This is a genomic window from Vibrio makurazakiensis (assembly GCF_050337375.1).
GTDB lineage: Bacteria > Pseudomonadota > Gammaproteobacteria > Enterobacterales > Vibrionaceae > Vibrio > Vibrio makurazakiensis.
On record NZ_JAKJSW010000193.1, the window covers coordinates 1 to 8,119 of the forward strand.

Consider the following 8,119-nt stretch of genomic DNA (forward strand, 5'->3'; position numbering starts at 1 on the left):
CCGACAGTCGATATCGATTACATGATTGTCGGCGACGAGTCCCTATGTGACCAAAGTACTGCTTTGTATAAAAGCGCCTCTCAAAAGGTAGCATTTGCACCCATTCTATCGTTTCTCTCAGACCTTGATGAATATCACCGAGGGGTGCACTTTATTGATAAAGAAGGCTACGTTATTTCATCACCAGAAGACTTCGCACGCTCACTGACTAAAGAATTACTTTCGACTGTAAAAAGCCGGCCCTACTGGCAGAAAACGGCGAATAACCCAGACAAGCTGACATTAGCGGGTCCTGCACTAAGGGTCGATTCATTCGAACGTAGCTTAAGCATGTCTATTCCTGTCTTTTATCGGGGTAATCATCAAGGAATGTTGGCGGTCGATATTGATGCTGGAAAATTACTCGCTACCTCTAACAGTGATCTCGCAGGACGAATCAATATGATTGACCGCACTTTTACCCCGTTGAAAGATAATGCGGTACGAGTGCAAAACATTGATTTAGAGGGAGTCGTAGAAAATCATGTGATGTACTACGAATTAGATTACATCAATGAAATTAGGAACTTTGTGATCTTTGAGCGAAACAGCCTCATCGTATCGTTAGTCGTTTACCTGTTTTCTATCACGATTCTATTCTACGTTAACTCGAATATAGAAAGAGGTTACTTTCAAGAGCTTGCAGCAAAAGACCCAATGACAGGTTTATTGAACCGACGGGGACTTGAATCCTTTTGGCGTAATGTTGAACATGATGAGCGCTTTGTTATCGCTGTTTTTGATATTGACGACTTTAAAAAAGTAAACGATACATTTGGACATGACAAAGGCGACGAAGTTATCTGTTTTATGTCCAGACAAATTAAAAACAGTATTAGGAGTAGTGACGTGGCAGCCCGCTTTGGTGGCGAAGAATTTGTCGTGTATCTACGAGGCACTGATGAAGAGACGTTGAAAAAGACACTCGTTCGAGTTAAAGAATCCGTGTGCAAGTATTCCCATGAAGTATTGCAAGGTGGTTTTACTATTTCAGGGGGAGCTTGCGTCGTCGAAGCGAAAAGTAACCAACTCAAATTTGATGCGCTTTTTAAATGCGCAGATGAGAAGCTGTATGTGGCTAAAACGACCGGTAAAAACCGAATCGAATTTTAGCCGTATGTGTTATTGAAGTTCTGTACAGTTTGAGGGGAAACCAACGTTGACCGTTATACGGACAAGAAGTGTTCCTCTTGATAACGTTGTAAACGTTCTACGATAGGTGGTGATTTTTTGAAAGTGCGAATTTCTTTAAATAATTCGTTTGCTTCAGGATAGCCTTTACTTAGATAAACAAACCATTGTTTCACTCTATTTGGATAATACATGCCTTTATCACCCTTGATCTGAAACTCAGAGTAACGTAGCAGTAATTCAATTACCTTTTCCCATGGCATTTGCTGGTGGTTATATTTCACTACATTGCCAAGGTTTGGAATATTGAAAGCTCCGCGGCAGACCATCAATGAATCGACACCTGTTGTCTTAATACAATCCTGTCCGTCTTGGTAATTCCAAATTTCACCATTAGCAATCAAAGGCAGAGACGTCTTTTCTCGTATTTGATTGATATAGCCCCATTTAATCTCGCTGGCTTTATAGCCACCCACCTTGGTTCGTGCGTGCACGGTGAGTTCGTTAGCTTTCGCTTGCTCGATAGCATCGACAATTTCGAAACACTCTTCAGGGTGTTCCCAACCTAAACGAATTTTTGCTGAAACAGGGATATGTGCTGGTACAGCTTCACGACAGGCTTTAACTACTTGGTAGATAAGCTCAGGCTCCTTCAATAGTGAAGCCCCACCGTTACTTTTGTTTACTGCCTTTGCAGGACATCCAAAGTTAATATCAATGCCTTTAGCACCTAAGTTTGCTGCTTGGAAGGCATTCTCAGCCATCCAGTTTGGGTGCTGCCCCAGAAGTTGGAGGTGAATAGGTACACCTGCCATAGTTTGGGAACCTTGGTGTAATTCCGGGCAGATTCGATGAAATACATGAGGAGGAAGTAACTGATCAACGACGCGCACAAATTCAGTAACACAGAGGTCGTAATCATTAATCTCTGTCAGAATTTCACGCATTAGATGATCTAAAACGCCCTCCATGGGGCCAAGTATTACTCGCATGTGCTCTACCGAAACTGAGTGGATCGAAAATTAAGAGGCGTGATTGTACGGGGTGCTTCCCTTATTGTCACTACGGAGAAACTTTTGCGAAGTAACTATCTGGGATTTACTCGTACAGCAATGTGACTAATTACTTATTGGCAGGCTTGTGGGTATAATGGCGGCAACTAAATTGACTGACTAGTGAAGTAATATGAAGTATCAATTATTGAGTCCCTCAGACTCAATTAGCGAAGCAACGGCCCAATTTGTAGAAGGTGCTATCTTTGCGTCTAACCTTGCAACTAAACCTCTTGATCCAGAGGCTTGGTTACCTATAGCTATTCCTGAAGCTGGTCAGGACTTTGTTCCTCAAGTCACCGAGCAAATTAACCGCCAACATAACCTAATTCAGAGAAGTGAATATTTGCTTACTGAAGTGCTGGATGCTGATAACTTTAATGAACAGTTAGCAGACTTTTCTGAAGGCTTCATGATGGTTTGGCCGACGATTGAAGATCAATGGCAGCAAACATCAATTGCAGATGGCACGCTACGTATGCTGCAAGCAATGCTAACCACATTTATGCTCGCGATTGATGAAGAGCAGACAATAGAGCAAATGAAAGCGGCTGGGTTAGAAAACCCACCGACTTTGAATGATCTAGTTGGCCAAGTCGACTTGATGGTGACAGAAGTTGCGCTTGCAGCGGATGAAGCGATGCTCGGAAATAAATCTCAAAGTGTTAACCCGTTTAAGGGCATTGGTCGAAATGATATTTGTCCGTGTGAAAGTGGTAAAAAATTCAAACAATGCTGTGGAAAAAAAGCTTAATTGCATTGTTAATGGATAATAAAAAAGTCGACGTAATGTCGACTTTTTCTATTCTTAAAGCGGATAACTACTTCTTTGACTTAGCAAACTGAGCGATCACGATAGCTGCTAATGCAATTAAGTTGCCTGCAAAAATAACGACTAACCATTGTGGCATAGACAGGTCTAAAAATTGCCAAACTACTTTGCTGCAATCGCCATAAGCTTCAAACATCCAGGGAACCCATTGGTTTAACGGAGCCCAACTAGGGAAGGTGACGAATAAGTCACAAGTCGCAAATGGTGATGGGTTAAATTGATAATCCACATGCTGCATTGAAAGTGCTAAACCTTTATAAGCACTTGCACCCCAAGCCGCTAATCCTAGCCAGCGTATAATGGTGTTGTTTGGGTTTATTAACCCTATTGCGGCGGCAGCGCCTACCCCAAGCATAGCTACACGTTCATAAATACACATTACGCATGGTGATAGCATCATGACGTGTTGGAAGAATAATGCACAAGCCTCAAAGAAGATGACAAAAATGAGTAAAAGGAGCCAAGATAGGCGACCTTTTGAAAAGTCTTTGAGTGTAGAGAGAAAATTCACGAGTTAAATCCTTTCTGTAAAATAAAAAAAGCTCTGAATAGTCAGAGCTTTTTATCGTGTATAAGTTTCCCAATCAATAATTATTTTTGAATTATTAGATTAGTGACCACCAGTAACGGCAGATGTTGCGTCACCTACATGGTGAGAAATCCAGCCAGCGTCATAAAACCAAGCTGTCATTGGCTCTACAAAGAACACGATGCCAACTAGACCAACAACGGCAAGAACGATGGTGTATGGCAGCGCCATAATAACCATACGACCGTAAGAAAGGCGAATTAACGGAGCCAATGCTGAAGTCAGTAGGAATAGGAATGCAGCTTGTCCGTTTGGCGTTGCAACTGACGGTAGGTTAGTACCTGTATTAATAGCAACAGCAAGAAGGTCAAACTGGTCACGAGTAATGATGCCGTCAACAAGCGCTGTTTTTACTTCGTTGATGTAAACCGTACCAACAAATACGTTATCTGACACCATGGAAAGTAGGCCATTCGCTACATAGAACAAGGCAAGTTGAGTACCTTTGTCTTCAACGTGTAGTACAGCATCGATAACAGGCTTAAACAGACCTTGGTCAATAATTACAGCAACGATAGAGAAGAATACAGCAAGTAATGCGGTGAATGGCAGAGCTTCTTCAAACGCTTTACCCATTGAGTGCTCTTCAATAACACCAGTGAAAGCCGTTGCTAAGATAATGACAGAAAGGCCGATTAGCCCAACCTCTGCAACGTGAAGCGCTAAACCTACGATAAGCCATACCGCGATAGCACCTTGAATCCAAAGTTTAGCAACGTCTTGCTTCGTGCGGCTTTGACGTTCTTTGTTGTCAAATTCAACAAGAATTTGGCGAACATTGTTTGGAAGTTCAGCGCCGTAGCCACAAATTTTAATTTTTTCGACTAGAGCACAAGTCAGCATGCCGCAGAAGAATACTGGCAGAGTAACTGGCRGCATGCGAATGATGAACTCACCGAACTCCCAACCAGCTTGCTTTGCAATAACAAGGTTTTGTGGTTCACCAACCATTGTCATAACACCACCAAGTGCAGTACCAACACCAGCGTGCATTAGCAATGAACGCAAAAATCCGCGGTAGTTTTCAAGGTCTTCACGAGTCAGTTCAGAAATCTCACCATCTTGTGTGTGGTCGTGAGCAGAGTTAGAACCTTTACCTGAAGCGACTTTGTGATAGATAGAGTAGAAGCCGACAGCAACGCTGATAACAACAGCAATTACAGTTAGTGCGTCTAGGAAAGCTGATAGAAATGCCGCTGCAAAGCAAAATGCCATTGAAAGCAGGACTTTAGAGCGTATGCCAAGCAGTATCTTAGTAAAGATAAAGAGCAAGAGCTCTTTCATGAAGTAGATACCTGCAACCATGAACACTAGTAATAGAAGTACAGGTAGGTTGGCTTGGATTTCGTGGTAAACCATTTCGGGCTTGGTCATACCAATAGCAATCGCCTCAATTGCTAACAAACCACCGGGTTGAAGTGGGTAGCATTTAAGTGCCATAGCTAAAGTGAAGATGAATTCAATCACCAGTAGCCAGCCTGCAACAAACGGGTCAACTAGAAAGAAAACGAAAGGGTTGATAACTAAAAATGAAATGATGGCAAGTTTATACCAATCAGGAGCCTTACCAAGGAAGTTCTTGATAAATGCATTTCCGAGAGACATCGGCATATTAATACTCTTATATGTTAATAATGAATAGACTTAACGACATAGCTTAGTGGTTTCTAGTTTTGGATAAACTATTATTCCATTACTAACAGTGACTTAGAAAAACAACAACCCAACAATCCTTTGCGGTTTTGCCAAGTCACTCCCTTAGAAACTTAAGCATTGCTCTTTTTTGAGCGCAACTCTACTCTCAGATAACATTTAGTCAACAAGAAAAACTCTGCAGATCTAAAAATACCCAATTATTGTCGAGAAACGCGATCAAAGTAGCGCTAGCATAGCATGAAAAATGTTAATAACACGCCATTCCATCGATATCTGAGTGAAATGACTGAAAATTACAACTTAATAGGTATTTATGTGCAATTGTGACAAGTTTGTCTGTATTTTATGATTTGTCAGTGTTGTGATTAAGTTGTTGATTTTGCTTAATTCATTATCTGTTAATAGATTGTTGAAATCATTGTTTGCGCGAGGTGTGTCACAAGTTGAATGTTGCAATCGTGTGCGTCATATTAGAGTTTATGCTCTAAGTGGGGTTCTGTGACCATTAAGTGATAGCGAGGTTTCCGCAGAGCGTGAACTAGTGGTATGATGAGTCTCATTAGTGAAGAATAAATAAAATTGGATTAACGCTCACATGGTCATTAAGGCGAAAAGCCCTGCAGGCTTTGCAGAAAAGTATATTATTGAAAGTATTTGGAATGGCCGTTTCCCTCCTGGCTCAATTTTACCGGCAGAGCGTGAACTTTCTGAGTTAATTGGCGTAACAAGAACGACGTTGCGTGAAGTTTTACAGCGACTAGCTCGCGATGGTTGGCTGACTATTCAGCATGGCAAGCCGACAAAAGTTAATGAGTTTATGGAAACATCGGGTCTTCATATTCTGGATACGTTAATGACTCTAGATGCTGATAATGCAACTAGCATCGTTGAAGACCTACTTGCTGCTCGTACGAGCATCAGCCCTATTTTTATGCGTTACGCATTTAAAGCCAATAAAGAAAACTCTGAACGCACTATTAATGGTGTGATTGAGTCTTGTGAAGCTTTGATTTCTGCCGAGTCATGGGAGCAATTCCTTGAGTCGTCACCGTATGCAGATAAGCTGAAACAGACAATCAAAGATGACAATGAAAAAGACGAAGTAAAACGCCAAGAAATCTTGGTAGCAAAAACGTTTAACTTCTACGATTATATGTTGTTCCAACGTTTGGCATTCCACTCAGGGAACCAAATCTATGGCCTGATCTTTAATGGTTTACGTAAGTTGTACGACCGTGTTGGTAGTTACTACTTTTCAAACCCAGAAGCTCGTCAGTTAGCTTTGGATTTCTACAAAGAGTTGTTGGAAATCTGTGAGAATGGCGATAGAGAAAAGCTTCCTCTTGCAATCCGTCACTACGGTTTGGCAAGTGCTCAAGTTTGGAATCAAATGAAGACGACACTGCCTACAAACTTTACAGAAGACGATAGCTAATATTTATGCTGTTGTAACACGTATTAAAAAGCCGCTAGCGTACACTAGCGGTTTTTTTGTTATCAAGAGCTTTCAGTGACTAAGCTGAGTATTCTTCAGAGTCTGGACGGTTTGTAAATTGAACACCGTTTAAGAAATCACAAAGAAGTTGGTCGTCGCATTTTTTGTAGTTTTTATTGTTTGGCTTACGGAAGTAAGCACCGATCTCGTATTTGCTTAAGCTAATACCAACCACTTCCAGTACATCCAACACATCTTCTGCTTTCATGTTTAGTGCGATTCGCAACTTCATGAAAATCATATTGTTTGTTAATTCAACTTCAGGTTTAGGTTGCTCGCCTTCTTTTTTTCCACGCTTCTGATTAATGAAACCATTCAAGAAAACAGCTAGCTCTTTGTCCTTCATTTTAGAGAATGACTTTTCGCTTTCGTCTTTTAGCCAATTGTTTACTTGGTCATGGGCAACGGTCACGTCCGCCTGCTCATAAGCTTTGATGATTTGAGCATTTTTCAAATTTAGTGCGTGCTGGATGCGGCGCAGGATTTCGTTGTTAGTCACAGGGGAGTCCTATCAAGGTGTCAGTCGTCGAATGGTATTTCGGCGACACACTATTTATTGTGGGTCTATTATCGGGGCGACTCTAACAGAGAACAAGAGTTTCTGATAGAGATAAAAAATCCCCGACGTATATCTACATCGGGGATTGATACTTCAGTAGTAAAGGGGCTTAAGCCGTCTTTACATTACACGCATACCTGGTTGTGCACCTTCGTGTGGTTCAAGGATCCACAGATCGCTACCACCAGGGCCAGCAGCTAGGATCATGCCTTCAGACATACCAAACTTCATCTTACGTGGTTTTAGGTTCGCTACCATTACAGTAAGCTTACCTTCAAGCTCTTCTGGCTTATAAGCAGACTTGATACCAGAGAATACTTGGCGAGTTTCACCGCCGATATCCAGTTGGAATTTCAGAAGCTTGTTTGCCTTAGGTACTTCTTCACAAGAGATGATACGAGCAATACGCATATCAACAGCTGCAAAGGCATCGAACTCAATTTCTTCAGCGATTGGTTCTTTATCTAGTTCAGTTTGGCTTGCTTTCTCTTTTTCTGCTTCAGCTTTTTCTTTTACTGCTGCTTCGGCTGCCGCATCTTCTTTAGAAGACTCGATCATCGCTTCCACTTTCTTAGGATCAATACGGCTAAATAGCGCTTTGAACTTAGTGATCTCGTGGTCAGTTAGCGGAGTAGCTACACCTTCCCATGTTAGTTCTTCGTTTAGGAAAGCTTCCGTGCGAGCGGCAAGTTCTGGCATTACAGGTTTTAGGTAAGCCATTAGAACGCGGAATAGGTTGATACCTACAGAAGAAACTTCTTGAAGC

General features: G+C 41.7%; 8 protein-coding genes. 3 read left to right on the top strand and 5 right to left on the bottom strand.

From position 1 onward, the window contains the following. On the top strand, positions 1 to 1,152 hold a 1,152-nt coding region (locus L4C33_RS17350), incomplete at its 5' end, for a GGDEF domain-containing protein (protein WP_428813664.1). Between the two features lie 53 nt (positions 1,153 to 1,205). Here L4C33_RS17350 and dusC read toward each other — a convergent pair. Further along, entirely contained in the window at positions 1,206 to 2,162 is a 957-nt protein-coding gene (dusC, locus tag L4C33_RS17355; protein ID WP_428813665.1) for a tRNA dihydrouridine(16) synthase DusC, read from the bottom strand. Between the two features lie 193 nt (positions 2,163 to 2,355). Between dusC and L4C33_RS17360 the strand changes: the two genes are divergently transcribed. Further along, on the top strand, positions 2,356 to 2,976 hold the full coding sequence (locus L4C33_RS17360; RefSeq protein ID WP_428813666.1) for a YecA family protein: 621 nt from the start codon (positions 2,356 to 2,358) through the stop codon (positions 2,974 to 2,976). A gap of 67 nt (positions 2,977 to 3,043) precedes the next feature. Here L4C33_RS17360 and dsbB read toward each other — a convergent pair whose 3' ends face one another. After that, entirely contained in the window at positions 3,044 to 3,565 is a 522-nt protein-coding gene (gene dsbB / locus L4C33_RS17365; protein WP_428813667.1) for a disulfide bond formation protein DsbB, read from the bottom strand. 99 nt (positions 3,566 to 3,664) lie between these two features. Then, positions 3,665 to 5,254 (bottom strand): Na(+)/H(+) antiporter NhaB, encoded by a 1,590-nt coding sequence (nhaB, locus tag L4C33_RS17370; RefSeq protein WP_428813668.1) that lies wholly within the window; start codon positions 5,252 to 5,254, stop codon positions 3,665 to 3,667. A gap of 640 nt (positions 5,255 to 5,894) precedes the next feature. On the opposite strand from nhaB, the gene fadR reads away from it, so the two are divergent. Next, positions 5,895 to 6,734, top strand: coding sequence for a fatty acid metabolism transcriptional regulator FadR (gene fadR, locus L4C33_RS17375; protein ID WP_428813669.1), 840 nt, complete (start codon positions 5,895 to 5,897; stop codon positions 6,732 to 6,734). A gap of 79 nt (positions 6,735 to 6,813) precedes the next feature. Here the strand turns inward: fadR and L4C33_RS17380 are convergent, their stop codons facing one another. Then, positions 6,814 to 7,293, bottom strand: a complete 480-nt coding sequence (locus tag L4C33_RS17380) for a YehS family protein (RefSeq protein WP_428813670.1) — start codon at positions 7,291 to 7,293, stop codon at positions 6,814 to 6,816. A gap of 180 nt (positions 7,294 to 7,473) precedes the next feature. Next, positions 7,474 to 8,119 (bottom strand): methionine--tRNA ligase subunit beta (metG, locus tag L4C33_RS17385; RefSeq protein ID WP_428813671.1); only part of this gene is annotated, 646 nt, incomplete at its 5' end.